The organism is Thiosocius teredinicola (assembly GCF_002009425.1).
Classification (GTDB): Bacteria; Pseudomonadota; Gammaproteobacteria; order Chromatiales; family Chromatiaceae; genus Thiosocius; species Thiosocius teredinicola.
Window position 1 is genome coordinate 407,932 of the sequence record NZ_CP019936.1, and the last position, 26,708, is coordinate 434,639.

The following is a 26,708-nucleotide window of genomic DNA, read 5'->3' on the forward strand; positions in this document are numbered from 1 at the left end:
GATGCGTGTGCTGTTGGTCAAAACGTCGTCGCTGGGTGACTTGATTCATACTTTCCCCGCGCTGACCGATGCATCGAAGGCGCTGCCCGGCATCCGTTTCAACTGGCTGGTTGAAGAGGCGTTCGCCGAGGTGCCGGGTTGGCACCCGGCCGTCGATGAAGTCATCACCGTGTCGTTGCGCCGCTGGCGCAAGGCGTGGGCCAAGGCGTTCAAGAGTGGCGAATTGACTGAGTTTCGCAAGGTGCTCAAGCGCCGTCGCTACGACCTGATTCTGGATGCCCAAGGCCTGTTCAAGAGTGCCGCGTTTGCGTGGCTCGCCGACGGCCCGCGGGCGGGGCTTGATCGGCGGTCGGCGCGCGAATCTCTCGCCTCCTTTTTCTACCATCGCCGCTACGCGGTGGCGCGTGGACAGCATGCGATCACCCGGACGCGACAGTTGTTCGCTCAGGCGCTCGGTTACGCGCTGCCCGATGGCGATGTCGACTACGGGCTGCATTTTTCGACGGCACGCGATGCCGGTAGAAAGCGCTTGGTGTTGCTGCATGGCACCACCTGGCCGAGCAAGCACTGGCCGGAGCCCTATTGGGCCGAGTTGGCGCACCTGGCGCATGCCGATGGGTTCGAGGTCGGCCTGCCGTGGGGGGATCCCGACGACCGACTGCGTGCCGAGCGCATTATCAAGGCGGCCGGTTGCGGTGAGTTGCTGCCCCGCCAGGGCTTGACCGAGTTGGCGGCCCAGCTTGCCAGGGCCGACGGCGTGGTCGGTGTGGATTCCGGCTTGGCCCATCTCGTGGCTGCGGTCGGTACGCCGGCGATCACCTTGTACGGCCCGACGCGAACCGAGCTGACAGGTGCGCTCGGTCCGCACCAGCGCAACCTTGCCGCTGAGTTCGCCTGTGCACCCTGTATGCAGCGCGAATGCACCTACAAGGAACCGAGCCCGGTAGCCCCCGCCTGCTTCGCCGGGCTTGATCCGCGCCAGGTGTACACAGCGCTGCAGGCGCAAATAGCCGGTGCAGCGGCGTGAAACTCGCCTTTGTGCTGTACAAATACTTCCCGTATGGCGGGCTGCAACGTGACATGTTGCGCATCGCCGAAGCATGCGACGCGCGCGGTCATCGTGTGGTGATCTACACGATGTCATGGGATGGAGAGCGGCCCGCATCGATGGATGTCGAGGTGCTGTCGATCAAGCGCGTCAGCAGCCATGCGCGCAATCATGAATTCACGCGGCAACTGGGTGAGCGCCTCGCGGCAGATCCGGTCGACCTGGTGATCGGATTCAACAAAATGCCGGGGTTGGATGTTTATTACGCCGCCGACGGCTGTCTGCGTGAAAAGCTGCATCGAGAGCGCAGTTGGTTTGCGCGCCTGGCGCCGCGCTACCGGCATTTTCTAGGTTACGAGAGAGCGGTGTTTGCGGCGTCCTCGCGGACCGAAATCCTGATGATCTCGCCGCGCCAGTGCGAGATCTACCAACACCACTACCGCACCCCGGATGCCCGTATTCACATGCTGCCGCCCGGTATTGCGCGTGATCGCTGCGCCGACGCGCAGGCAGATGAGAAACGTAAAGGCTTTCGGCGAGAATTCACCATCGCCGACGACGAGTATCTGATTCTGTGCATCGGCTCGGGATTCAAGACCAAGGGGCTGGATCGCTCGCTGCGCGCGTTGGCCGCATTGCCGGAAGCTTTGCGCGTGAAGACCCGCTTGATTGCGATCGGTGAAGACAACCCGGCGGGATTCGTTGACCAGGCAAAGCGCCTCGGAGTCGATGACCGATTTACCGTATTGCGTGGCCGTGACGATATCCCGGCCGTGCTGCAGGGCGGCGATATCTTGCTGCACCCCGCATACTACGAGAACACCGGAACGGTATTGCTTGAGGCCGTCGTCGCCGGCCTGCCGGTGTTGACAACCGAGGCATGCGGATATGCATTCCATGTCGGGCAGGCCGAAGCCGGCAGGGTGTTGCCCCTGCCGTTCGAGCAGAGCGCCCTCGATGCGGCGTTGGCCGACATGCTGATGTCACCCGAGCGCGCGCGGTGGGCGGAAAACGGTATCGCCTATGGCAAGGCACATGATCTGTATCACATGCCCGAACTTGCCGCCGACCTGATTGTGCAGATCGGAGAGCGGCCGTGACGCTTTGGGTCGACGAAGACTTCCGCCGCGAAATGGGTTTTACGACGCCACGAATGAGCGACTTCTTTGCGATCGAAGGCGAGGTGTTTCGTGAGCCGGCGGGCAGCAACCGGCGCACCTTGCGTTTCGAATGCGGTGGGCGGGGCTATTTCCTCAAGTTGCATTGGGGAGTCGGCTGGCGTGAGATCTTCAAGAACCTGTTGTCGCTGAAGGCCCCGGTGCTGGGGGCGCGTAACGAATGGCAGGCGATCCAGCGATTGACCGAGCTGGGCGTGGAAACCATGCAGTTGGTGGCGTACGGTGAAGCGGGAATGAATCCGGCGACCCGCCGGTCCTTTGTGGTGACGCGCGAACTTGAAAGCACGATAAGCCTGGAAGACTACTGTGCGGACTGGGTGCGTGAGCCACCCCCGGCGCCGGTCAAGTGGGTTTTGATCGACCGCGTGGCCGAGATGACGGCCGCCTTGCACGCCACTGGCATGAATCACCGCGATCTGTACATCTGCCATTTTTTGCTGCAGCAGCCCTGGCTCGGGCCGGATGAGTCGTTGCATCTCCATCTCATCGATCTGCACCGGATGCAGTTCCGCGATCGGGTCCCGCGTCGCTGGCTGGTCAAGGATCTCGCTGCTCTTTACTTCTCGGCGCTGCACATTGGCCTGACTCGGCGCGATCTGTACCGCTTCATCCGGCAATACGCCGGTGGAAGATTGCGCGATGAACTCCGAAATAACGCGGCATTGTGGCGACAGGTGAGCGACCGTGCATGGCATCTGCAAGACACCAAGCCCGTTGTTGCCGAGGTGCCGCCGCGTGGATGACTTCATCGCGCCAGGTTGGCAGACAGCGCTCGAAGCACGCGGCTTGGCGACATTCGACGCCCTGTGGGCGCTGGATGCCGAGTGGTTTGAACCGCCCAACAAACGCCGCGGCGGGTGGAGCGGCGTTGTGCGTATTGAGGTTGACGGTCCCGATGGCGGGCCGGTTGGCCTGTTCCTCAAGCGCCAGCAGAATCACTTGCGCCGTACCTTCAAGCACCCGCTAGGTGGCGAGCCCACGTTTGCCGCCGAGATGCGCAACATACTGGCCTTGCACGCGATCGGCGTGCCGACGCTGACCCCGGTCTTCTACGCACAGCGTAAGATAGCCGGCAAGTGGTGCGTGGTACTGATGACGGTCGAGCTCGCCGGCTATCGTCCCCTCGACGATTGGACGGCGGAATGGGCTGAAGCCGGCTGGCGGGCGTCGAGGTCGCGGCGTCTGGCGCTGATCGATGAGATGGCGCCGCACATTCGTGCGATGCACCTGGGCGGCTACGTGCACAACGCCTTGCATCCCAAGCACGTCTTCGTGCGATTCGACGCCGAGGGGCGGCCACAAAGCTGCCTGATCGATCTGGAGAAGATGCGCCGTGAATACCCCGTCTTGCGCAATACCATCCGCGATCTGGACAGCTTCAATCGCCGAAATCTGCATTTCTCGACGGCCGATCGCCTGCGGTTTCTGCAGCGCTATCTGGGCGATGGCGAGTTATCGTGGCGCGGGCGGGTGATCTGGCAGTGGCTGCGTAAGCGCTACGCGCGGGCGATGCGCAGGCGAAACGCATGAACATGGCCGCCGAAGGCCTTGTTTTGGGCGACGGACGAGTCGTAGAGCGTGGCGGCATGCTGCGTCGTTTGCCCGGTAAGCGCGAGGTTTTCGAGGGCTGGTTGGATGGTCGGCATGTCCTGGTGAAGCAATACCTCGATCGTGAGCGGGGTGCTGTGCATGCCGGCCGCGAGGAAAAAGGACTGCGGGCGCTGGCCGCGGCTGGCGTCGCCGCTCCCGAGATCCTGTTCAGTGGTAGGGACGAGCCGGGAAACCCGGTGATCGTTCTGGCCTTCATCGAGGAGGCCCGTCCTTACTCGGCAGTCTGGCGGGAAGCGGAGTCGAAGGATCGTGAACAGCTGGCCCGCCGCATGATGCGACTGCTGGCCCGCCACCACGCGGCAGGCCTGCGCCAGACCGACCTTCACCTCGACAATTTTCTCGTGACGCAAGCCGAGATCTATAGTCTCGACGGCGCGGGCATCAAGGTGTCGGCCAGAGCGCTCAAAGAAGGCCCATCGTTGGAGAATCTCGCCCTGTTCTGCGCCCAGCTTCCGCCCGCGTTCGATGCGCATTCGATAGCAATTGCCGAGGCGTATGTCCGGGCGCGCGACTGGGATACGACGAGCGTCTTGCGCAAGCTGCCGGCTTTGATTGACGCTGCGCGCAGTTGGCGCTGGCGCAAGGTCAGCGAAAAGATCTTTCGCGATTGCACGGCGATACGCCACATCAAGACAGCTGCGTCTGAAGCGTTTGTCGTTCGTCGTTATGCGGATGCGCTCACCGGGGTGTTGTCCGAGCTGGACGCCACCTGTCCGACCGATGCTGAGAGCCTGCTCAAAAATGGCAATACGGCTACCGTGTGGGGGATCAAAGCCGGCGGCATCGAGATGGTAGTGAAACGCTACAACATCAAGAACTGGCGGCATGGGTTTACCCGCCTGGTTCGCGAGAGCCGCGCGTCGATCTCGTGGCGCAATGCGCACCGACTTATGCTGTTGGGCGTAAAGACTCCCAAGCCGATTGCCTGTGTGACCGCTCGCAGCGGCGGTTTCGGTCGGGTAGCCTATTTTCTGGCCGAGCGGATTGTGGGTCCGGATATCGCCGAGTGGGTCGCCGCGCGCCGATCAGACGCCGAGGCCCTGGCGAATGTCGCAGGCGAGGTTGCCGAGATTTTTGTGCAGTTGCGCCGCTGGCGTATTGCGCATGGAGACATGAAGGCGACCAACTTCATTGTGACCAATAACGGCGTTTACCTGATCGATCTCGACGCCATGCGCCAGTATCGTAGCCAGTCCGCGTTTGAGCGGGCGTGGCGAGGCGATATGGATCGGTTTGCAGCCAATTGGAGCGATTTCCCGGAGTTTACCCGCTTGGTACTCGATCGATTGTGAAACGCCCAAAATCGAGGATGCTAGCGCGGGGAGCGTCATGCGCCCGCTGGCAGTGCCCGAACTGCGTGGGGTGTCGCTGCCGCCCCGCTCGCTTCCGCGTCGAAACACTGGCAAAATCTCGCGTTTGCAGAACGACTTAGTCCACAGGCTTCATGATCGTATTGGGAATTTCCGGCGCCGTCAGCCACGACCCGTCGGCCGCCATCTTCGTTGACGGCGAATTGGCTGCCGCCGCCGAGGAAGAGCGCTTCATTCGTGACAAGCATGCGAAGGGCAAATATCCCTACGAAGCGACCCGTTTCTGTCTTGAGTACGCCGGTGTCAAACCGGAACAGGTCGATGTTGTCGCTTTTCCGTACGCGCCGATCCCGCTGAGCAGCCCCGCACGCTGGCACTATGCCGCGCGGCATTGGTATGCACCGGATCGCGCACTGGATGCGATCTTCAACGGCAATCGCCGCTTTCGCCGGAATCTCGCCAAGACGCTGAAATTAGTGGCGGATCTGCGCCTGGATAATGCGCGCGTCGTACCCGTGGAGCACCACTTGACGCATGCGTCGAGCGCCTACCACCTGAGCGGTTTCAAAGAGAAAACAGCAATTCTCGGGATCGACGGCAAAGGGGAATATGCCACGACGTTTTTCGGCTATGGCGAGAACGGGCAGATTCACAAGATCAAAGAGTTCTACGACCCGGACTCGCTTGGCGGCATGTATGGCGCCATGACCGAGTATCTCGGGTTCGAGATGCTCGACGGCGAGTTCAAGGTCATGGGCATGGCGCCTTATGGTGATCCGAAGCGTTTCGACTTTTCACGCCTGATCAGATACGACCAGCGGTCGTTCAAGGTGAACACCCAGTTGGTCAACGTCATCGGTATGCGCCGCTATAAGGATGCGAACGGCAAAGGCTACTACTTCAGTCCGAAGCTGATCGATTGGCTTGGTCCCAAGCGCGAAGGCGACGAGATCGACGATCCGTATATCGACTACGCGGCCTCGATTCAGCAGTTGTTGGAGGATGTCTCCCTCGGGTTGATCGATCACTACCTCGGTGACATCCTGCGTGAGACCGGCAAGATCTGTTACGCGGGCGGCGTGGCGCTGAATGTGAAACTGAATCAGCGCATCATTGCCCGACCTGACGTCGAGGAACTGTTCGTCCAGCCGGCAGCGTCCGACGCTGGTACGGCACTGGGCGCCGCATCATACGTAGCCAACCAGGCCGGCGATGTGGTCAAGCCGATGCAGCACGCCTACCTCGGGCCGAGCTACTCCAACGAGCAGTGCATCGCGGCGTGCGAAGAGCACGAGGGGAAACCTCGTTGGGAAAAGCTCGATAACGTACCCGAGCAGGTGGCGAAGATACTTGCCGACGGTAACCCAGTGGCCTGGTTCCAGGGGCGCATGGAGTTCGGTCCGCGCGCGCTGGGTAACCGCTCGATTCTGGGTGCGCCCAACGTTGAAGGTATTGCCGAACGTATCAACGAACAGATCAAGTACCGCGAGCGTTGGCGGCCGTTCTGCCCGAGCATGCTCGACCGGGTCGCCCCACAGATGTTGCAGACCGATCATCCGGCACCCTATATGACCTTCACCTTCGACGTCGCCGACGAATGGAAGACGCGCGTCCCGGAGGTGGTGCATGAAGATGGTACGGCCCGCGCTCAGGTGGTTACATGCGAGTCGAATCCGCGTTACTACGCGTTGATCGAGGCGCTCGAAAAATTGACCGGCAACGGGGTGATTCTGAATACGTCACTGAACCGGAGGGGGGAGCCGATGGTCTGTTCACCGACTGATGCTTTGAATATGTTTTATGGGTCGGAGTTGCAGTATTTGGTGATGGAAGATTTGTTGGTGAGAAAAGCTCCTCGTGATCAGTAGCTTGCCATCGATGTGCGTCATAGTGGCGATCAAAGATAGTCGTAGGATTGGTGAATGGATCCGATTCGAAGTGGTTGCTGCGCATTGCAATCTCGGCATATTTGCAACGCGATTGAACGACGTGGCGTGAAAGGTTGGTTGACGTCAATCGCGGGAAATTAGAGCAGGCGCAATGGGTTCCGATAACGTCCCACCAAGGTTGGCGCTTTTTCTACCGACGCTTGGTGGTGGTGGCGCAGAACGTGTTTTCGTCACGCTCGCGAACGTGTTCGCAGATCGTGGATATCGCGTGGATTTGGTTCTGGTCAGTGCGCGGGGGCCTTATCTCGGCCTCGTTTCACCCAAAGTAAGATTGGTGAATCTGAATGCAGGGCGTGTGTCGCGTGCATTTCTTCCTTTGGTTCGATATATGCGACGAGTACGGCCGGTAGCGTTGTTGTCCGCGATGACCCACACAAATGTGTTGGCGATCTGGGCGCGCAAGTTGACGCGCATATCGACGGTACTGGTTATATCAGAGCGAAGTACTTTTAGCATTGCGATGGGTTCGCGCGCCAACGCCGGTGTTTTCTCTGCGTTCCTGCCTTGGATAGCGAGATACAGTTATTCGATGGCGGACAAGATTGTTGCTGTATCGCGTGGTGTCGCCGAAGACCTTGTTGGGAGCATGCCGCTGGATCGGAACAAAATTGCGGTCGTATATAACCCAGTTGCGACAGTCGATGCTGAATCGCTTGGTGGGAGGAAGCCTGATCACCCATGGTTTGGTCTTGGGCAGCCTCCGGTCGTGCTGGCGGTTGGCAGGCTGGAAGAGCCGAAGAATTATCCTCTTTTACTATCTGCTTTCGCTCGTCTGCGTAAGGAAACGGAGTGCAGATTGATTATTCTCGGAGAAGGGCGGCTTCGGGAATCGCTGACGAAGGAAGTAGCCGATCTTGGTCTCGAACAAGACGTAGACTTGCCTGGCTTCGTGGATGATCCGTTTACTTGGATGTACCACGCTGAGCTTTTCGTCCTCTCTTCATCATGGGAAGGCCTGCCTAACGCGCTTATTCAGGCAATGGCCTGCGGAACGAAAATAGTGAGTACCGATTGCCCCAGTGGTCCGAGGGAGATCCTTGAAGATGGCAAGTGGGGGCAACTCGTACCGACCGATGACGTAGGTACCTTGTATGAAGCAATGATCAAAGCATTGGGTGACAAGAACCCGCCTGACGTACTGCGAAGATCGAAGTATTTCAGTGTTGAAAGGGCAGCAGACGGTTACCTTGCCGCGATGGGGGTCGAAGCCAATGGTAAGTCGCCCGAGACTTGAGCGGTGAAGAAGATCGTTCACGTAATCACCGGGCTTGGCATGGGCGGCGCCGAAAGAGCCTTGCACAACCTGATTGTGGGGGGGCTACAGTCCCACTTCGATAACCAAGTGATATCACTGACTGGCGACGGGGTTTACGGTGTCAGACTAAGAAGGGCCGGCGTGGCAGTGCAGAGTCTGGGGTTGCGAAGGGGGGCATGGTCTCTTGGTGGTTTCCTCCGACTGCGGCGTGCGATCGTCGACGCTTCACCCGATTTGGTGCAGGGGTGGATGTACCACGGAAACATTGCTGCGGTAGTAGCTCTTGCCAGTCTGCGATCGAGAATTCCTGTCATTTGGAATGTTCGGCATTCCCTGTACGAACTCAGCGATGAGAAATGGCTGACTCGCCTTGTGATTCGTCTTCATCCTTTGTTGAGCAAGTGGGTGTCCAGGGTTATCTACAATAGTGCTGTGTCGCGCGCTCAGCATGAATCTGCCGGATTTCCATCGGAGAAGGGTATGGTTATTCCGAACGGATTCGATTTGGATCATTGGCACCCGAATCCGGTCGATCGAGACTTGCTCCGGACGATGCTGTCGATTCCGCTAGACGCTTTGGTGGTCGGCCATGTGGCGCGCTACCATCCGTTGAAGGACCATTCGTCATTTCTGCAAGCTATGAAGCTTGTGATTTCGCGAAAACCGGGTGTTTATGCGGTGCTCGTCGGAAGTGGTGTTGATGATGAGAATAGGCAGCTTGCATCCATGGCACGAGGGTTTCCTGCTGGGCAAATCCAATTCCTGGGGGAACGTGAGGATGTGAATCGCATCTTGCAGGCGTTTGATGTGTTCTGTCTAAGTAGCGTGAGTGAGGCATTTCCCAACGTGCTAGGTGAGGCCATGGGGTGTGGCCTGCCCTGTGTCGCAACGGATGTTGGAGACTGCCGCGAAATTGTTGGGGATTCCGGCATTGTTGTGCCGCCGTCTTCCCCTTCGGCACTCGCAGACGGATTGCTGGGTTTGCTTTCGTTCAGTGCAAAAGAGCGTGCTCGACGTGGGCTAGCGGCAAGGCAGCGCATAGAACAGCATTTTCAGATCGACGCGATAGTAGAAAAATATCGTGAATGTTATGGGCATGCTGTTAATGAGGCGTGTTAGAGAAATCTTGCTGTTTCTTGGTACGAGGCGTTCAGCTCCTATTCGTTCGTTCAACACCTCGACTTCGTAAGACTTGAAGTGACTCCGTCTTTCTTTGTGAGCGGGTACTTTCGAAGCACTCCTCGGGAGATCGCTGGCATTGCTTTAATCTTAGATGGCGGCGGCACTCGAATCATTCGCCAAAAGTAATGGATACGACTATGCGACGAGCAACCAAACTCTTGTTTTTGGTGACCGAAGATTGGTACTTCTGTACTCATCGGCTCTCGTTGGCCGTTGCTGCAAGAAGTGCGGGCTATGACGTCGTGGTCGCAACACGTGTGAACAAACACGGTGAAAAGATCAAACAAAGCGGCTTGCGGCTCATACCTTTGAAACATTGGAAGCGTTCGAGTGCAAACCCAATTCGCGAGTTCAGCGCGCTTGTCGAACTGTGGAGAATCTACCGGAGAGAAATGCCGGACTTAGTCCACCACGTGGCTCTCAAGCCAGTTGTCTATGGCACCCTCGTGGCAAACCTATCCAAGGTGCGAGCCGTAGTGAATGCACTCGCCGGTTTGGGTTTCGTGTTTTCCTCTTCCGAACGTAAGGCCCGACTTCTGAAGCCCGTGGTGATAGCCTTGTTTCGTACGCTGCTGGCCCGCCCTCGTGGGAGAGTGATCGTGCAGAACAATGACGACATGGAGTTGTTATTGTCAAATCGAGTTGTAGGCGCCGAAGCCATAGATCTCATCCGCGGTGCGGGGGTCGCTTTGGATGACTATCAAACGAGTCAATGCCAAATGGATCCGCCGCTCGTCGTTCTCGCCTCCAGAATGCTTTGGGACAAAGGGGTCGGGGTGTTCGTCAAAGCCGCGGAATCGCTTAAGTCAAAAGGTATGCAGGCGCGGTTCGTTCTTGTTGGGGAGCCAGATGTTGAGAACCCGGGCTCGGTTTCTCGAGAGCAACTTAACGAATGGGCGCGGTCAGGTGTGGTCGAGTGGTGGGGGTATTGCGATGACATTCCAGCTGTTCTGCATCAGTCCCAGATCGTCTGTCTTCCAACCTACTATGGCGAGGGAATTCCAAAGATACTGATCGAAGCAATGGCAAGTGCCAGGCCGATTGTCACAACTGATATGCCGGGGTGTCGCGAACTTGTGATTGATTCGCGAAATGGAGTACTGATTCCACCCAAAGACCCTGAAGCTCTCGCGAACGCTCTCGAATCCCTAATCGTTGATCGAGAGCTGTGTGCAGCGATGGGCAGAGTGGGGCGCGAGTTGGCGGAACAAGAATTTTCGTCAGAGAGGGTATTGACGGAAACGTTGGGTGTCTATGACGAGTTGGCAGCGTGACTGAGTCTGTGATGGTGACCGGTGCCAATGGGTTTGTCGGTGTGCCATTGTGCGCGTCGCTACAGTCGGTAGGCTATCAGGTCAACGCCGTTACGCGGGATAGCGTTAATGGCGACTCGTCCATTCAAATCGGCAATATTGGGCCAGAAACAAAATGGGCCGAAGCCTTGAGACCGCAGCAGCAACCGCTTGGAGGTCATCGTGGCACCGTAGATATCGTCATTCATCTTGCTGCGCGCGTCCATGTTATGAACGACGATAAGAAGTCGGAGTGGAGCCAGGAATACAGTAGTATCAATACGGAAGGCACGCTTAATCTTGCGAAGCAAGCCGCGGATGCGGGTGTACGGCGGTTTATCTATCTGAGCACCATAAAAGTGAATGGGGAGGGTCAAGCTTTGGGCAGTTGTACTGAACGGTACGACGAACTTTCGGTTCCATCGCCTGAAGGTCCCTACGCTATTTCGAAATGGGAGGCTGAACAAGGGTTGAGAGATGTTGAAAGAAGTACCGGTATGGAGGTGGTAATCCTTCGCCCGCCGCTTGTGTACGGGCCGGGAGTTGGCGCTAATTTTCTACAGTTACTTCGCTATGTAGATAAAGGGCTGCCTTTCCCCTTTGGTGCGGTTTCCAATCGACGGAGTCTTCTCTTCCTGGGTAATCTCGTGGATGCGATTGTCCTGTGTGCCGGGCATCCTTCCGCGGCCGGGGGGTTGTTTTTGTTGTCCGATGGTGCAGACATGTCGACGCCAGCGTTGATACGCAAACTTGGGCAAGGTTTGGGTAAACCAGTGCGAATTTGGTCTATCCCGCCCAAGTGGTTATTAGCAGCAGGGAAGTTCCTGGGAAAGAAAACACAGCTGAAGCGGTTGTTCGGGTCATTGATTGTCGATAGCAACAAGATCGTGCAAGAACTCGGTTGGGTACGGCCGTATTCCGTCGACCAAGCTTTGGCGGTTACCGCAGACTGGTTCAGGCAAAGCAAGAGCGGCAGTCGTTGACAGCGTCCAAGCGTTTTTTTGATGTTTGTTTGGCTGTCGCCGCAGCAGCAATTTTCGTCGCGCCATTTTTGATCTTAGTGCTATTGGTTCGAGCGACGTCGCGTGGCCCAATTTTCTACTGGTCTGAGCGCGTCGGGACTAATAACGTCAACTTCATGATGCCAAAATTCCGTACCATGCGGGTCGGGACGCCCGCCGTAGCAACGCACCTGTTGGATGATCCCTCCAGCTACCTCACTCCGATTGGCGGATTCCTACGACGGACGAGTCTAGATGAACTACCGCAACTCTGGAGTATTTTGAGGGGGCATATGAGTTTCGTCGGCCCTAGGCCAGCTTTGTTCAATCAGCATGATCTGGTGAAACTTCGCACGAAGGCTGGCGTTCATCGGCTAGTGCCGGGATTGACGGGGTGGGCTCAAGTTAACGGCCGTGATGATCTGCCGATTCCCAAGAAGGTCGAGTTCGATATTGAATATTTGGATCGCCGGTCCGTCTCGTTTGACGTTCAAATTCTATGGATGACCCTGGTTAGGGTGATTCGCAAAGAAGGCGTGGCATTCTAATTTGGTGAAACCTCGGGAGCGCAGGGTTTTGTCGCCGTGGGTTTGAGGAAAGCGTTTACCGGTTTATAGTTTGCGGCGGAAATTTTTGCTGGGCTCCGCTTGTTTCCATTCGGTGGTGCGGGCGCCGACAATGCATCTGCTTCGGTCTGGCGAGCAGTCCTCAGTAACGCGAAGATTGTCCGGGACATTGGAGTGCTGTTTGGCCGAGCGTACCCGAGCTACCGCTAAGCCGAGGCATGAAATTGAGTGTTTCGATGATTGAAAACGCCCCAACATCGCTAACAATATGGAGAGCCGGTTGGGTAGATGCGTATGCCGAGTTCAGTTCATTGAAGCTTGCCGATGTGAAGTTGCGTCGCGCAGGCTTCGTTGACTCACCCTGAGATACATGTTCGAGAGTCTAATGCGCTGGCTTCGCGAGTTGAGCTTCCATCCCAGGTATTTTGCGTTACTCAGAAACTCGGGTGTTGTATTTGGGGGCAATGCTACGAGTTCCATTGTTGCTCTCATTTATTTGGGCGTGCTTACGCGCGCAATATCGGTGGAGCAGTTTGGCCTTTATTCCCTGTATGGGGCTTTCATTGAAATCATTGGTCGCTTGACAAGCTTCCAGACTTGGCAGGGCCTGATTCATTATGGTTCGCATGCCCACGAACGAAATGACAAGGCGCTTCTTTTCAATCTAGCTTGTTTCGGACTGATATTGGATGTCCTCGCTGGAGCGCTGGGGTTTGTTATAGCGATTCTTGTTGCTGCGTGGCTGCCTTCCTTGTTCGGGCTGCCCGAAGGCGAACTATTGCCGGCAGTTGTCGCAGCGACGATTTTGCTATTCAACTGGTCGTCTACTCCGACCGCTTTGCTGCGGATCTATGATCGCTTCTTTCCTCAGGCTCTGGCTCAGAACCTGATCGCTGTATTGCAGTTGATCTCAGTAACTCTGTTGTGGCTAACGGGCGAGGAGCGATTGATTGTCTACTTGGCCGTGACGTCGCTAAACAACATCATAGGTCAGTTGTGGTTCTTCTGGTATGCCGTAAAGCTAGCGAAAAAGGAAGATATCTTTCATTGGCGGCATTTCGATTTGGTGAGCTTGCCCCGTCGGTGTGAGGGGATCTGGCACTACGTTGTCGTAACCAATGTAGACGGAATAGTCCGTGTGGTGAGGGAAATCGATATATTCATTGTCAATGGATTGATTGATGTGCGCGCGGCGGGTTTGTATAAGATTGCGAAAACGATAATTAGCGCGATGGGGAAACTGATAAATCCTTTCTACCAAACAATCTACCCAGAGTTAGCGCGAATGGTGGCTGTGCGGAAGACGGATAGCATGGCTCAATTGATGAGGCAATCGTCAATGACGCTCGGCGCAGTCGCGGGGGTGGTCTTGGTCGGCTTCCTTTTTTTCGGGTCGATGTTTCTAAGGGTGGCCTTTGGTGCAGACTATGTAGAGGCATACTCTTTGGCGTGTTGGTGTATTGCGTCGATGGTCGTGTGGGCTTTTGCCCAGCCCCTGTCTCCTGCAATGATGGCGATGAGGAAGCCTGGAGTATCCTTGGTCGTTCATATTTTCACCGTTGCGTTCTACTTGATAGTCCTCGTTCTTCTCATCGCAGAACTCGGGCTTGTTGGCGCGGGCGTCGCAATGTTTTTGTTCTACATCGTTTGGGCGACTGCGATGTATTTCGTCACCGCATGGAATTTGGCGAGAATATAGCGCCATATGCTTTGGAATTAGTAAAGTGAGCAAGATTTTTTCTTTTTTTTGGCTGCTCGTTTCCGCTTTTTTCGCGCCTGCAAGACAGCGATATGAAGCGAGACATTCTCTATTGCAGGGGATTGCAGTTCGGTGGGGTTTCCGGCTTTATAACAAGAATCTTTCATGGCTCACAGATCCAGAATTCTTATCGGAGTGGAGCAAATTCCCGGGGGCAGTAGGAAGTATCCACGAGAGGCGTTTCAATCTGTTTAACCTTTCCAAAATTGTCAGGGACATTCCGGGCGACCTCGCCGAATGCGGGGTATATCATGGCGCTGGTAGCTATCTGATGCTGTCCGCTACAGAGGGTACCGATAAGACATACTACGGATTCGACTCGTTCGAGGGGCTCAGCGCTCCGAAGCAACAGGACGTCGTCGGCAGTGAAGTGGCTTTTCGTTGGGAGAAAAATGATCTGAAGGTGGAGGAGGATATCCCTCGGCAGAATCTTGTGCGGTTTTCGAGTCGCGTAGTTTTCTACAAGGGGTGGATACCGGAACGCTTCAACGAAGTATCTGGGCGTGTCTTTAGTATGGTGCACATAGATGTCGATCTATACGAGCCCACCCGCGACGCGCTCGAGTTCTTTTTTCCAAGACTGAGTGTGGGCGGGGTTGTCGTATGTGATGATTACGGGTTCGAAACCTGCCCAGGTGCGCGAAAAGCCATGGACGAAATCGCTGAAAGGCATAGTCTTTCGGTCGTTCATCTCACCACAGGGCAAGGCATCATCATCAAGAGGGCTTCGAATGTCGCCGGATAACTACTTTGTTCGCACCGACTATGTGATTAATGATGCAGTCACGTTTGATTCTGATGGTGAGTTTTATTGGGATGAAAAGCGTGTACATAACTCACTGTCATACCAGGCGTCGGTATACGAATGGGCAGAGGAGATTGTCCGCGAAAAAGGTCTCGTCAAAGTAGCGGACGTTGGTTGTGGTACGGCAGCGAAGCTGGCTCGTCTGAATGATCGAATAGATGGTCTTTCTATAACTGGGTTTGATCAGCCAAACGCAACAAGACTTTGTGAGCAACACTATCAATTCGGTGATTGGATTGGTGTGGATCTGAGTGCGCCGGACCGTTTAGTTAACGATCATTTTGACTTGGTCATTTGTTCTGATGTGATTGAGCATCTCGCGAATCCAGACACGATTCTGTGGTTTCTCAAGCAACTCGCTGGTCCGGAAACACTATTCCTTATATCTACGCCAGAGCGAGTACGTTTGAGGGGCGCCGCCTGCAACTATTCTCCGATACGGCATCATGTTCGCGAGTGGTCGGCTATTGAATTTCGGCAATATCTTAATGCGAATGGGTTCAATCCTGTCGAGGTGCGAATGCTTGCCGGTTTTGACTGGAAGCATGATGCCGCCTTCTTTAAGCGAGCGCTAAGACGGTGGCTGCGTCTTCGGTCCATTAAGTACACCCAGGCGTGCCTGTGTCGATTGGATCAGTCGGAGTAGTAGATCAATTGAATTATCGACATCGCCTTAAAGGTGTTCTTTTCCGGTTTGTTAGCAACGTCAAAAGAGGGCGGCTGCTATTTAATTCGATAAAAAGAACTCGCGCTGTAAGGTACTTGAACGTTGGTTGTGGCCGCAATACTCGAGAGCAGTTCATCAATCTTGATTATGCATGGCGGCCAGGAATCGATCTTTGCTGGGATATAAGAGAGCGAATCCCTATCGAGGATGGGGCGCTTCACGGAATTTTTACGGAGCATTGCTTAGAGCACATAGCATACAACGAATGTGTGAGTGTATTTAGAGACTTCTTTCGCTTGCTTGCGCCGGGTGGCGTAGTGCGGGTAATTGTGCCAGATGGTGGGAAGTATCTTGAATTGTACTCGCGTGCATTAAAGGGTGAAGATGTCGTCTTTCCCTATGTGGGGGCTGCGGGAAAGAAGGATTTAGAAGTAGATTCGCAGATAAAATTTACCCCAATGATGGCGGTTAATAGAATTTTTCGGTCATATGGCCATCAATTTGCTTATGACGCAGAAACGCTAAAGGCAATGTTGGCCCATGCCGGCTTCATAGAAGCTAAACAGGTTGAGTTTGGTGAAGGGGTCGATCCAAAGTTAATCATTGACTCATCTTACCGCGAGCCCCAGTCGCTTTATATAGAAGCACAAAAGCCTCACTCGAACTCGATCTGAATCATGTGCCAATGAACGGTATTCAGGCGCGTCTATCCATCTGGCCGTCGGGAAGGGGCGATCATGACGGTGTATAAAACGCATGCGTAGTTCCAATCTTCCCCCAAAGAGAACTGAAGTGAAGGTGTTCTCGCGATGGCGAGTCGTTTCCCAGAGTGCTGTTAGTTGAGTGGCTCGATGCTTAGACTTCAATTCGTGTCCTTGTTTTCCCCGGCTGCTTGTTGTTTTACACGGCGGATTGACTGCCGAGGAGCTTGCCGACCATATTGCCGTCAGCCATTAATCAGGCTCACGAGTAGGATCTTCTGTCAGGCGTTTCTATACGCGTGACAGAGCCCCAGTATGTCGAAAGCTAGATGTTCCAGCGTCAGAAGAACTCAGATGTCCGCCCGTGTGTGCCTGAGCTTTGCCGCAAGGGTGGCATGATCAAGTCTGGGTTCTACAAATGACGAGCGAAGTGCTGCAGAGGATTTTGCCAAGCATTATGCACCCTGAATTGCTTAGGGAAGAGCGGGCTGTCTTAAGACGGTATGGGTTGAGAAAACACCCAGGGTTGAGGTCGCCGCCGAGGCGTTCAAACAAGCAACGGTGTTACGATCTTCATGCAGTGAGGTGGTAATGTGAATGGCCAACGAATGGCATGTATAGGTAAGCCTGGCCGGCAAGGCATTCCCTATCTCTCAGGCCTACTACCGGTATCTGGCCAGTTTTCGGGAGGCAATGCATGGATTTCAAGCTGCCTGTCGGAGTGCGCCTGAGCGTTTCATCTTGGCGATTCAGGCCGAGCCTTCTGTATGCGAGAGTTGGGCGGACGAGTTTTGCCGATAGGACGTATTACTATGCAGTGAGGAGCGCATGTTCACACTTTCGCTGCTTCTGGTAGAAAAGGTCAAGAGCGATAGCTGGCAGCTTGGACCTTCAAGTCACCTGAGCGTGTGCGGAAACCGTATCGTTACCTCAGATTCGGTAGGAACACCACACTGAAATTGTTGAGGCGAAAGAAGATCGCTGATAGCGGCATTGCAAGCGAGTTGCCCTATCAGGGTACACTGCACACTTTGAGCGACAAAGACTGACGGTATGTGTGGTTTGTTCGGGTTTGCTGGCAGTGAGTTGTGTAGTGCGGAGATGCTCAATCACGCCCGCGTGGCGCGAGACACGCTGTCTCATCGAGGTCCGGATCAAGCTGGAGAATGGTTTTCCGGGTCTGTTTATTTAGGTCACAGACGACTAAGCATCATAGATACTTCAGATGCTGGTCGACAGCCTATGATGGCCCACGGGCTTTCAGTTACCGTCAATGGGGAAATTTATAACTTCGCGTCACTTCGCAACGAGCTTGGTGCGGCCGGCTATGTTTTTAAATCCGGCTCCGATTCAGAAGTTGTCTTGCACGGGTTTCACTATTGGGGCGTAGACGGACTCGTTGAACGTCTGGACGGAATGTATGCGGCCGTCATCTTTGATTCGGGTGCCGGGCGTGTAACGGCATTTCGAGATCGTGTGGGTATTAAACCCTTGATCTACGCGTTCGACGGAAAAAGCCTCGTTTGGGGATCAGAGCTGAAAGCTGTTCGCGCTTTCCTTGGAGTGGAAAACCTAGAAGAAGACCCTGAGGCCATAATCGATTTCCTCGCTTATCGATACATCCCGGCTCCCAAAACCTTCTACCGCAACATTTTCAAGCTTCAAGCAGCGAGCATTATGGAGTTTGACACCGCAAGCAGTCGGTTGAACGTTCGCCGATACTGGGAGCTCGAGTCAAGCAGTCAGGATGTTCATGCCGATACTGCTGCTGAGCGGCTTCTGGAGTTAATAGATGACTCTGTCTCCGAACAGTTAGTGAGCGATGTTCCGCTGGGTCTTCTTTTGAGCGGCGGCATTGATTCTTCGGTAATTGCAGCCTTTGCTTCCAGGCACAAGCCAGATATGCGGAGTTTCTCCATCGGGTTCCGACAAGCCGAGCGCGACGAAACACCCTACGCGCTGGCTATGGCCGCGAAAGCTGGGCTCAATCATCAAGTCCACTATCTTGAGAATGGAGAGATGGACGACATGATTGGTCGTGTTGACGCTTGGTTCGATGAGCCATTTGCAGATGTTTCTGCTATCCCGACTTTTCGAGTCTGCTCATTTGCGGCAGACAACGTCAAGGTTGTGTTGAGCGGTGATGGAGGCGATGAGCTCTTCGGTGGGTATCGGTGGTATGAAAGGTATCGGAAAGCGACGTATGCAGCGCGTTGGATGCCGTTGCGTAAACTTCAGGGTGTCGACTTTCCATCACCGTTACCTTATCGGCGCGAGTTGCGTTTGGCATCTTTTGCTGATCCTGTTTGGCGGTACGCTCACATAAGGGGAAGCCTGTCTGAGGGCAGGTTGAATGATTGGAAAAGGGCCTTAGGCGTCTCGATGGATTACGATCCATTGTGGGCGTATCGACAACACTACTTGCCCCATCTTCCGCCCCGTCGCGCAGCACAAGTCATGGATTTCCACACGTTCCTGCCCGACGATATTATGGTAAAGGTTGACCGTGTGAGCATGGCGGTTTCCTTAGAGTGTCGGCCGCCCTTGTTATCCAAACGCTTGGTCGAGTTTTCGTTCCGATTGCCAGAATCCTTTGTCTATGGCCGCCATCGGGACGGACTCAAATCGGGCTTGAAATCGGCTGTAAAACATCTATTGCCCGAACAGGTCTTAAATCACAAGAAGCAGGGGTTCTCTGCTCCTGACCCCGGGTGGAGAAAGCGGTTGACTGCCCAATACGGAAGCCTGCAAGAAGGTATAGTTCACGCCTATACGGGTGAAGCCATGCCGCTTTGAGTGGGCTTGGCAGTAAGCTATGGTCAAATCCAAACTAGGGTCTCCACGATTTAATGTTAAGTTCGTTGGGGATTTGCGTCGATGAGAGACATAGTCTATGTGTCGAACGCGACCATACCCTCGCGAACGGCAAATAGTATTCATGTCGTCAAAATGTGTGAGGCGCTGGCGCGACGTGGACGAGCGGTAGAGTTGATTTATCCTAATGCTGGCACCGAGAAAGACTGTCTCCACAACGTATTCGAATTTTATGGGGCATCCGAAAATTTTCGTCTAACGCACATAGCTCGGCCGAAGCTGCGCGGCGCTCGTCAATATTTCGCCTTCCGCGCGGCTATTCGAGCATGGTTGCGACATTCCGTGATCTATAGCAGAAATCTTCATGTCTGCTACTACGCTGTTCGGTTGGGGTTGCCCGTAGTGTACGAATCCCACGCGCCAATTGTCAGCGAAGACCTCGTAAGTTTGAAAATGTTTCGTGCGGCAATTAGCAGTCGCAACTTCAGGAAACTGGTTGTCATCACCCATGCCCTAAAAGAGCTATACCAGCGTGAGTTCTTATTGCAATCCGACAAAATAGCCGTATTGCCGGATGCGGCTTCTCCTGTTCCACAACGATTGCCCCCAATGGAAGCTATCCGAGATGAGGCGCTGATGAATGTCGGCTACATCGGTCAGCTATACAGAGGCAAAGGGATGGAGCTAATCTCCAAACTTGCACCACTTTGTCCGTGGGCAAAGTTCCATATCGTCGGTGGTTTGGAAGTCGATATTGAAAAGTGGAAAGGCGAATGTAGCGAGCTGGCCAATATGACTTTTCACGGGTTTGTTCCTCACGCTGACGTTCAACGCTTCATGCTTGCAATGGATGTGGTTCTTCTGCCCAACCAGGCATACGTGGCGGCGTTTGGTGGAGGGCACCGAAACATAAGCGAATGGACATCTCCTCTCAAGGCATTTGAGTACATGGCGGCGGGAAAGGCAATTGTTGCCTCTGATTTGCCGGTGCTCCGCGAGGTTTTTGTCCCAGAAAAGAACGCGTTGCTGTGTTCGCCAGAGGATCCGCATGATTGGAGCGATGCACTACAGCGTCTCGCAGCGGACCGGGTACTCAAGGAGCGTTTGGAAGCGACCGCGTTAGCAGATTTCGAGGCGCGTTATAGTTGGGATGCGCGTGCTGGCGCGGTAGAGGGATTTCTTGAATGAACCTTGTGTTGGTGATCTCTTCACTTCAGGCGGGAGGTGCGGAGCGTGTCATGACAGAAATGGCCAACTATTGGGCTGTCGAAGGGCATAGAATTCGGCTGATTACGTTTGCGCCTTCTGCCAGCGATGATTTTTATCCTCTCGATCCGCGCGTGGAGCGCATCTCGCTAGACTACCGTCGAGACACCAACGGCATATCGGAAAAACTGGTATTCAATTGGACGCGGTTGCTTGCCCTTCGCAGGCAGTTGACTCGATTACGGCCCGCCGCTGTTATCAGTTTCATGGACAGTACAAATGTGCTCAGCATCCTGGCAAGTGCAGGGCTTGGCGCGAAAACGTTGATTTCCATCCGAAACAACCCGAAATCTAGATCTCTTCCTTATTTCTGGTCTCTCGGTCGACGCCTCACATACAGGTTTGCTACGGCAGTTGTGGCTCAGACGGAAGGAGCTGCCGATTGGCTTAGGCAATCGCTGGGGGTGTCCGCTGTTGTGATACCGAATCCACTGCCATCATTCGCCCCAATAGCCATTGACAAGGAACCGTTGGTGCTTTGCGTGGGGCGATTGATTTACGAAAAAGCTCACGATACGCTGATTTCAGCATTTTCTAGGATCGCTCACGAACACCCGTCCTGGCGTCTAGTGATCCTGGGAGACGGGCCTTTACGCGAGAAACTGAATGCACAGATTTCGGAGCTGGAGTTGACGAATCGCGTGGTGCTAGTGGGTGCGGTCAAGGACGTCGCAACGTGGTACGCGAAAGCTAGTGTGTATGTGCATTCGTCTCGATCAGAAGGATTCCCAAACGCCCTGCTTGAAGCAATGGCGATGTCGTTACCTGTAGTGAGCACGAAGTGCGAATTTGGGCCCACAGATATAATCGAGCACGGAGAGAATGGATTGCTCGTAGAAAGTGATGATATCGAAGGCTTGGCTTCGGCAATCGTCTCGTTGATATCCAGCCCGCGCCTTAGAAACGATCTTGGCCGCACAGCGTCGCTTGTAAAAGAGAAGTACGATCAGCGCAGAATCATGGGTCGCTGGGAAGAGTTAGTTGTCCAGTAGGTGGCCGGCCATCATCCTTTTTTGCGGAGCGTATCAGAGTTTCGAGATTCGCAAGAAGATGAAAACGCGTTGCATTAACTTAGATTGCCGGTCGTTTGCATGAAATACCGGAGAGAGGTGGATGGGCTGCGTGCGATTGCGGTATTGCCCGTTATTTTTTTTCATGCGGGGTTCGAATGGATTGGCGGGGGATTTGTTGGTGTTGATGTTTTCTTTGTCATTAGCGGATACCTGATTACAACAATAATTCTAGATGAGATGGATGCGGATCGATTCACGTTTTCTTCGTTTTACGAAAGGCGTGCCAGGCGCATACTTCCAGCACTATTCTTTGTTCTCTTGTGTTGTCTTCCAGTCTCAATTGTGTATTTGTTACCAGATGAGCTTCAGGCGTTTTCCGTAAGCTTGGCTAGCGTTATTTTTTTCATTTCAAATATTTACTTTAGGAATGAAATAGACTATTTCGCTCCTGCCGCAGAAGGTCAGCCCTTGCTACACACTTGGAGTTTGGCTGTAGAAGAACAGTACTACTTGGTATTTCCCGTACTTTCTTTATTGATGTGGCGGGGCGGAAGAAAAGTCTTTTTGTTGACAATATTAGGAATTGCGGTTGCAAGCTTTCTATATGCTGACTATCAGTCAACAATGCGGCCTGACAAAATATTCTACGACACGCGGGGAAGGGTGTGGGAACTGTTTGTTGGTTCGTTGGTGGCAATTTACTTGCTTCGAGTGCGCAAAGCTCCTCCACGGCGTTCAGTCGGCGAAATAGCGGCGTTGGTTGGCCTGACACTTATTTTGATTGCATGTATTGTATTCGAAAAGAGTACGCCTTTTCCTGGTCGAAACGCGTTGCTGCCGACCATTGGAGCTGCGCTTGTTATTCTGTTCGCCTCTCCGAAAAACTATACCGGGCGATTGCTTGGTGCTTCGACACTAGTGGGGATTGGGCTAATAAGTTACAGCGCATACTTGTGGCATCAGCCAATATTTGCCTTTGCAAGAGTGACTGGTTTCGCTACGCCTGGCGGCTTTCTGTTTACAATTTTGAGTGTGGCTTCATTGGTAGCTGCTTATTTAACTTGGCGTTATATTGAGCAGCCCTTTCGCGACCGCCAACGCATTTCGAGACGGCAAATATTAGTTTTTTCCGTACTAGGGATGCTGGTGTTTTCCACGTTGGGGTTTCTAGGGTATGCGACAACAGGCTTTCCGTCGCGATTTAATATTGCAGACGCGGATTTATTGGTGACGCATGCTTCTAGGGGTGACTATGTGCGCGAGGCCTACGACAAGCTTCTGAAGCTTTCGGATTTTGATGATAGTGCCACGCATCGAGTGTTGGTGATTGGGGATAGTTTTTCGCAAGATCTGGTGAACATAATTCTAGAATCCAACCTTATCCCGGATGCGGATATTCGGGTCCGGTATATCCCGGCGCGTTGCCAGATCTATCGTGGCAACGAAGATGTCTTGCAATTCGTTTCACCACGAGACAAAGAATTGTGTTCGAAGGATTATTATTCGGGAGTTGTCGGCTTGGCCCAGAAAGCCGATCTTATCCTTTTGACCGCAAGTTGGAAGGCATGGTCGGCAGAGCGCCTGCCAGAAACGATTGAAAATTTCGAGTTTCCAGAATCCGCACGGGTGGTTGTCGTTGGGCGCAAGAGCTTCGGTGCAGTTCATCGAAGGGAATACATTGGCATGGGGGTGAAAGAGAAATCGCAGATTCGCAACGAAGTGGGTGAAGAGCATCTCTTGGTCAACGAGATAATGAAAGAAAGGCTGGGGTCTTCGCAGTTCATCAACCTCCATGCATTGGTTTGCGGCGAAGGGTCGACAGAATGCCCTATCTTTTCCGGCGATGGAAAGCTTCTATCCTACGATGGAAGCCACCTTACCAAGGGGGGGGCTATGTTCGTTGGGCGGTTACTACGCGACCGAGGCGCGTTGCTTCGGCGGGACCAGTAGAATGTTGAGAGATGCGTGGTATTGCAGATTCCGTCGATGTAGCTTGGTGAAGTTGGTTAGCTCTTCTGGCCTTCTCTGGCGAAGGCCGTTCGGCTTTGGGGTGACTCGTCGGGTAAGCGCTTGCGTCCGTCATGTAGGCCGACTGTCAGCATCCTCCACTCTTGCACTTTGGATCTAGCAGACTCGTGATTGATGGTTCATTTTACTTGTTTAATTGATGAAGATCGGATGGCTCCGACCGCCAATGCAAGAGTGAAGGATGGTCACGATGTTGCAAATTGCCTGAGGCGTCTTCGTCCTCGGTGTAGTTCCGATTGCGCGACGAGTAACGCAGCAACGGCAAGCGGGTAATTCTTGGTGACAGACCTTCTTCATATCCTCTGGGTGCGCCGCGCCGGCATTGTAGTGCTGGATATGCTGGTAGCAGCGATTGCATGGCTAGGCGCTTATTGGCTCCGGTTCAACTTCTCCACAATCCCAGAGCCCTTCTTGAATCAGGCTTTCCACTCTTTGCCATTGTTGCTACTGATGCAGGCAGCAATCTTTGCCTGGTTCGGCGTTTTCAGAGGGGTGTGGAGATTCACGTCGGTTCCGGATCTCGTAAGGATTTTGAAGGCCGTTTTTCTTGGGGCAACGTTGGCGACGGTCGTCTTGTTTGCAGTATACAGGCTTGAGCAAGTGCCGCGGTCGGTGCCGTTCTTCTACTTTCTCCTCCTGCTCGTTATGTTGACAGGCACGCGTCTCGCGTATCGGTGGATGAAGGAGGAGAGCTTTGTTCCTGTCGCAGGGCGGCGCGTGTTGATAGTGGGGGCTGGTGAGGCCGGTGATCTGTTGGCTCGCGATATGTTGAGGCACCGTGACGCGGGCTACATGCCAGTTGCCTATGTTGATGACCGTCCGCGCCGGCAAGGTCGAGAGGTACGAGGAATACCTGTTCGGGGGGGCGTTGAGGAAATTCCTCGACTAGTCCATGTTTTGCGAGCCGACTTGATTCTGCTGGCTTTGCCATCGGCATCGACGCGTCAGATGCGACGGGCCGTGTCTTTTTGTGAGCAGGCTGGTGTTCCATTCAAGACTCTTCCGAACCTAGAGGAGTTGATCAACGGCGAGGTCTCCGTCAGCGGTCTGCGAGCGGTCGCGATCGAAGATATCTTGGGTCGCGACCCGGTCTCTCTCGACTGGGATGCGATCCGCGCCGGCCTCGCTGGGCGCCGCGTTCTGGTGACCGGGGCTGGCGGCTCGATCGGTTCTGAGTTGTGTCGGCAGTTGGCTCGCCTTCAGCCATCGCAACTGATTCTGGCCGAGAATAGCGAGTTCAATCTGTATCGGATTGACTCCGAGTTGTCGCGCGTTCTCCCTGATTGCAAGGTGAGTGCGTGTTTGGCCGACGTTGCAGACAAGGCCCGGATGGAGCAGTTGTTTGTCGATTACAAACCGGATGTCGTGTTTCATGCTGCCGCTTACAAACATGTCCCTCTGCTCGAACATCAGGTGCGGGAGGCTGTGCGCAATAATGTCCGCGGAACGCGCACGGTGGCGGATCTTGCGGCAGCTCATGGGTGTTTTGAGTTCGTTCTGATCTCGACCGACAAAGCGGTCAATCCTACAAGCGTGATGGGGACGACCAAGCGGCTTGCCGAGATCTATTGTCAGAATCTCGATCAACATTCGACGACGCGGTTTATCACGGTGAGGTTCGGCAACGTGCTGGACTCGGCGGGGAGCGTCGTGCCGTTGTTTCGCGAGCAGATTTCCAGTGGTGGCCCTGTGACGGTTACCCATGAGGAGATGGAGCGCTATTTCATGACGATTCCCGAGGCGTGTCAGCTGATCATGCAGGCATCGGTCATCGGGCAGGGAGGCGAGATCTTCGTTTTGAACATGGGAGAGCCGGTCAAGATCCGGGATCTCGCGGAGCAGATGATTCGCCTGTCAGGCAAGGTTCCGGAACAGGATATCGAGATCAAGTTCATAGGGCTGAGGCCCGGCGAAAAGCTTTATGAAGAGCTCTTCCACTGTGATGAAGCTCTTAAGGCCACGTCGCACAAAGAAATATTGCTGGCGCAGCACCGCACGGTTGATTGGCAAGTGCTTCAAGACGGCGTTGCGACTATGGACTCGGCTTGCGACACCCTGGATGAGGGTGTGTTGCTCGAACAACTGCAACGATTCGTGCCTGAAAGCCGGCTAACGGCGTCGGCCAGCGCTCAGGCAAAATCGATCGCCCATTGAGCATCATCCGGTGGTTCAGTCGAACTCTGTCAGGAAGCTTGGTTTGCCCATACTCACTATTCTCAAAAAGTTGAGCCGTGCTACGGATAGAGTACGGGCCCGCACCCCGAATCGGGTGGTCGCCGATCACGCTCCGCAGTTGGACATTCGACATTGAACTTGGCACTACTCCATCCCCGCACATGGCTCACGTGGTTTGGTTTTGCGTGTCTTCGACTCTTGGTGGCTATGCCGTTTGGTTGGCAGATAAGCGCAGGCAGGCGAATCGGGATATGGTTGATGCCTCTTGCCAAGCGTCGCCTAGCGATCGCAAGAAGAAACATCGAAGCGTGCTTCCCGGAAATGACCGCGAGTGAACGCGACCTGATGCTGCGCGAGCATTTCGCGTCGCTGGGAGCGGCGATTTTTGAAACTGGAATGGCGTGGTGGTCGAGCGACGCGAAGCTGCGAAACCGCGCCGAGATTAACGGACTGGAGAATCTTGAGTCCGCTCGAAGAGCCGGGAAAGGCGTCCTTCTTTTTGGGGGGCATTTTACGTCGATCGAGATTGCAGGGAGATTATTGGGAAAGGTCGCTGATGTCGACGCGGTGTACAGGGTCAGCGACAACCCTGCCGTCGAACATGTGCTAACACGGGGCAGGGGGCGCTACTGCGAAAGGCTTATCGCCCGCGACGATGTTCGGGGTTTGGTGCGTCGTCTGCGCGGCGGTCATACGGTCTGGTATGCGCCAGACCAGAATACGCAGCGAAAGAAGGCTGTTTTTGTCGATTTCATGGGGCACCGCGCCGCCACGACGCCGGCAACTTCCCGATTGGCGAACATGACGGGAGCCCGCGTGGTGCCATTTCGCATGATTCGTAAGTCTGATGGTAGCGGCTACCTACTGGAACTCGAGCCGCCATTGGAAGACTTTCCGACCGACGACCTGCAGGCCGATACATTGCGTATCAACCAGATTGTCGAGCGCTGGGTGCGCATGGCGCCTGAGCAGTATCTTTGGATTCACCGGCGTTTCAAGACCCGCCCATCGCGAGATGACCCGCCATTCTACTGAGCAGCCCAATCACGTGGCGGCGCCGTGTTCGACGAGGCGCGGTCGCGCTAATA

The 26,708-nt window shown here is 54.6% G+C and carries 21 protein-coding genes; all 21 read left to right on the forward strand.

Features of this window, described 5'->3' with window-relative positions; genetic code table 11:
* Position 1: 1 nt before the first annotated feature.
* The 21 genes from waaC to lpxL all read left to right on the forward strand — a co-directional run bounded on the left by waaC (position 2) and on the right by lpxL (position 26,655).
* On the forward strand, positions 2-1,027 hold the full coding sequence (waaC, locus tag B1781_RS01915) for a lipopolysaccharide heptosyltransferase I (RefSeq protein WP_078118064.1): 1,026 nt from the start codon (positions 2-4) through the stop codon (positions 1,025-1,027).
* Entirely contained in the window at positions 1,024-2,148 is a 1,125-nt protein-coding gene (locus B1781_RS01920) for a glycosyltransferase family 4 protein (protein ID WP_078118065.1), read from the forward strand. The genes waaC and B1781_RS01920 overlap by 4 nt, the downstream gene beginning before the upstream one ends.
* The gene (gene rfaP / locus B1781_RS01925) at positions 2,145-2,969 is read left to right on the forward strand and encodes a lipopolysaccharide core heptose(I) kinase RfaP (protein WP_334223850.1); all 825 of its coding nucleotides are present in this window, start codon (positions 2,145-2,147) and stop codon (positions 2,967-2,969) included. The genes B1781_RS01920 and rfaP overlap by 4 nt, the downstream gene beginning before the upstream one ends.
* Positions 2,962-3,756, forward strand: a complete 795-nt coding sequence (locus tag B1781_RS01930) for a lipopolysaccharide kinase InaA family protein (RefSeq protein ID WP_164513212.1) — start codon at positions 2,962-2,964, stop codon at positions 3,754-3,756. The genes rfaP and B1781_RS01930 overlap by 8 nt, the downstream gene beginning before the upstream one ends.
* Positions 3,753-5,129 carry a lipopolysaccharide kinase InaA family protein gene (locus B1781_RS01935; RefSeq protein WP_078118067.1) on the forward strand — a complete coding sequence of 459 codons (1,377 nt, stop codon included), beginning with the start codon at positions 3,753-3,755 and terminating at the stop codon, positions 5,127-5,129. The genes B1781_RS01930 and B1781_RS01935 overlap by 4 nt, the downstream gene beginning before the upstream one ends.
* Before the next feature lie 152 nt (positions 5,130-5,281).
* Positions 5,282-7,015 carry a carbamoyltransferase family protein gene (locus tag B1781_RS01940; protein WP_078118068.1) on the forward strand — a complete coding sequence of 578 codons (1,734 nt, stop codon included), beginning with the start codon at positions 5,282-5,284 and terminating at the stop codon, positions 7,013-7,015.
* 172 nt (positions 7,016-7,187) lie between these two features.
* Positions 7,188-8,330 (forward strand): glycosyltransferase, encoded by a 1,143-nt coding sequence (locus tag B1781_RS01945; protein ID WP_078118069.1) that lies wholly within the window; start codon positions 7,188-7,190, stop codon positions 8,328-8,330.
* Between the two features lie 3 nt (positions 8,331-8,333).
* Entirely contained in the window at positions 8,334-9,470 is a 1,137-nt protein-coding gene (locus tag B1781_RS01950) for a glycosyltransferase (RefSeq protein ID WP_078118070.1), read from the forward strand.
* 188 nt (positions 9,471-9,658) lie between these two features.
* Positions 9,659-10,807, forward strand: coding sequence for a glycosyltransferase family 4 protein (locus tag B1781_RS01955; protein WP_334223851.1), 1,149 nt, complete (start codon positions 9,659-9,661; stop codon positions 10,805-10,807).
* Complete coding sequence (locus B1781_RS01960) at positions 10,804-11,808, forward strand: UDP-glucose 4-epimerase family protein (protein ID WP_078118071.1); 1,005 nt, start codon at positions 10,804-10,806, stop codon at positions 11,806-11,808. Before B1781_RS01955 ends, B1781_RS01960 begins: the two co-directional genes overlap by 4 nt.
* Positions 11,805-12,374, forward strand: coding sequence for a sugar transferase (locus tag B1781_RS01965; RefSeq protein ID WP_078118072.1), 570 nt, complete (start codon positions 11,805-11,807; stop codon positions 12,372-12,374). The genes B1781_RS01960 and B1781_RS01965 overlap by 4 nt, the downstream gene beginning before the upstream one ends.
* A gap of 403 nt (positions 12,375-12,777) precedes the next feature.
* Positions 12,778-14,091 carry a lipopolysaccharide biosynthesis protein gene (locus B1781_RS01970; protein ID WP_164513213.1) on the forward strand — a complete coding sequence of 438 codons (1,314 nt, stop codon included), beginning with the start codon at positions 12,778-12,780 and terminating at the stop codon, positions 14,089-14,091.
* A gap of 25 nt (positions 14,092-14,116) precedes the next feature.
* Positions 14,117-14,896: a TylF/MycF/NovP-related O-methyltransferase gene (locus B1781_RS01975; protein ID WP_164513214.1), complete on the forward strand. Its 780-nt coding sequence runs from the start codon at positions 14,117-14,119 to the stop codon at positions 14,894-14,896.
* Positions 14,883-15,602 carry a class I SAM-dependent methyltransferase gene (locus tag B1781_RS01980; RefSeq protein ID WP_164513215.1) on the forward strand — a complete coding sequence of 240 codons (720 nt, stop codon included), beginning with the start codon at positions 14,883-14,885 and terminating at the stop codon, positions 15,600-15,602. The genes B1781_RS01975 and B1781_RS01980 overlap by 14 nt, the downstream gene beginning before the upstream one ends.
* A gap of 8 nt (positions 15,603-15,610) precedes the next feature.
* Entirely contained in the window at positions 15,611-16,297 is a 687-nt protein-coding gene (locus B1781_RS01985) for a class I SAM-dependent methyltransferase (protein WP_125931827.1), read from the forward strand.
* A 1,080-nt stretch (positions 16,298-17,377) separates the two neighbouring features.
* Entirely contained in the window at positions 17,378-19,120 is a 1,743-nt protein-coding gene (gene asnB / locus B1781_RS01990) for an asparagine synthase (glutamine-hydrolyzing) (RefSeq protein ID WP_078118077.1), read from the forward strand.
* Between the two features lie 81 nt (positions 19,121-19,201).
* Positions 19,202-20,326: a glycosyltransferase family 4 protein gene (locus B1781_RS01995; protein ID WP_078118078.1), complete on the forward strand. Its 1,125-nt coding sequence runs from the start codon at positions 19,202-19,204 to the stop codon at positions 20,324-20,326.
* Entirely contained in the window at positions 20,323-21,396 is a 1,074-nt protein-coding gene (locus B1781_RS02000; RefSeq protein WP_078118079.1) for a glycosyltransferase family 4 protein, read from the forward strand. The genes B1781_RS01995 and B1781_RS02000 overlap by 4 nt, the downstream gene beginning before the upstream one ends.
* Before the next feature lie 99 nt (positions 21,397-21,495).
* Positions 21,496-23,367 carry an acyltransferase family protein gene (locus tag B1781_RS02005; protein ID WP_078118080.1) on the forward strand — a complete coding sequence of 624 codons (1,872 nt, stop codon included), beginning with the start codon at positions 21,496-21,498 and terminating at the stop codon, positions 23,365-23,367.
* A gap of 357 nt (positions 23,368-23,724) precedes the next feature.
* On the forward strand, positions 23,725-25,599 hold the full coding sequence (locus B1781_RS02010) for a polysaccharide biosynthesis protein (RefSeq protein ID WP_334223852.1): 1,875 nt from the start codon (positions 23,725-23,727) through the stop codon (positions 25,597-25,599).
* 159 nt (positions 25,600-25,758) lie between these two features.
* On the forward strand, positions 25,759-26,655 hold the full coding sequence (lpxL, locus tag B1781_RS02015; RefSeq protein WP_334224009.1) for an LpxL/LpxP family Kdo(2)-lipid IV(A) lauroyl/palmitoleoyl acyltransferase: 897 nt from the start codon (positions 25,759-25,761) through the stop codon (positions 26,653-26,655).
* The last annotated feature ends 53 nt before the right edge of the window (positions 26,656-26,708 follow it).